This window comes from Bacillus sp. SIMBA_031 (assembly GCF_046535225.1).
Lineage (GTDB): Bacteria > Bacillota > Bacilli > Bacillales > Bacillaceae > Bacillus > Bacillus velezensis.
In genome coordinates, this window is sequence record NZ_JAWRXC010000232.1 from 1 (window position 1) to 272 (window position 272).

The following is a 272-nucleotide window of genomic DNA, read 5'->3' on the forward strand; positions in this document are numbered from 1 at the left end:
GGCTCAACATCGCCTCGCAGGTCTCGCATGGCGGTCCGTTCCCGGCCAATCTCAATGGCACAGATTTCGTGCCAGCTCTGCTGACGTTCATGGAAACGCCGCGGCGTGTCGGCCTGATCGGCGGCAAGCGCGATGTCGTCGAGCGGGCGGCTGAGAACTTTGCCAGACACGCGCCTTGGCACGAGTTCATTGTCATTTCGGATGGCTATTTCGACAAGGATAATCCGGTCGATGTCATCAGCGAACTCGATGCCCAGCAAGTCGACATGCTG

At 59.2% G+C, this 272-nt stretch carries 1 protein-coding gene; it reads left to right on the plus strand.

What is annotated here, in order from left to right; translation table 11 throughout:
- On the plus strand, window positions 1–272 hold a 272-nt coding region (locus SB724_RS20130), incomplete at both ends, for a WecB/TagA/CpsF family glycosyltransferase (RefSeq protein WP_410572610.1).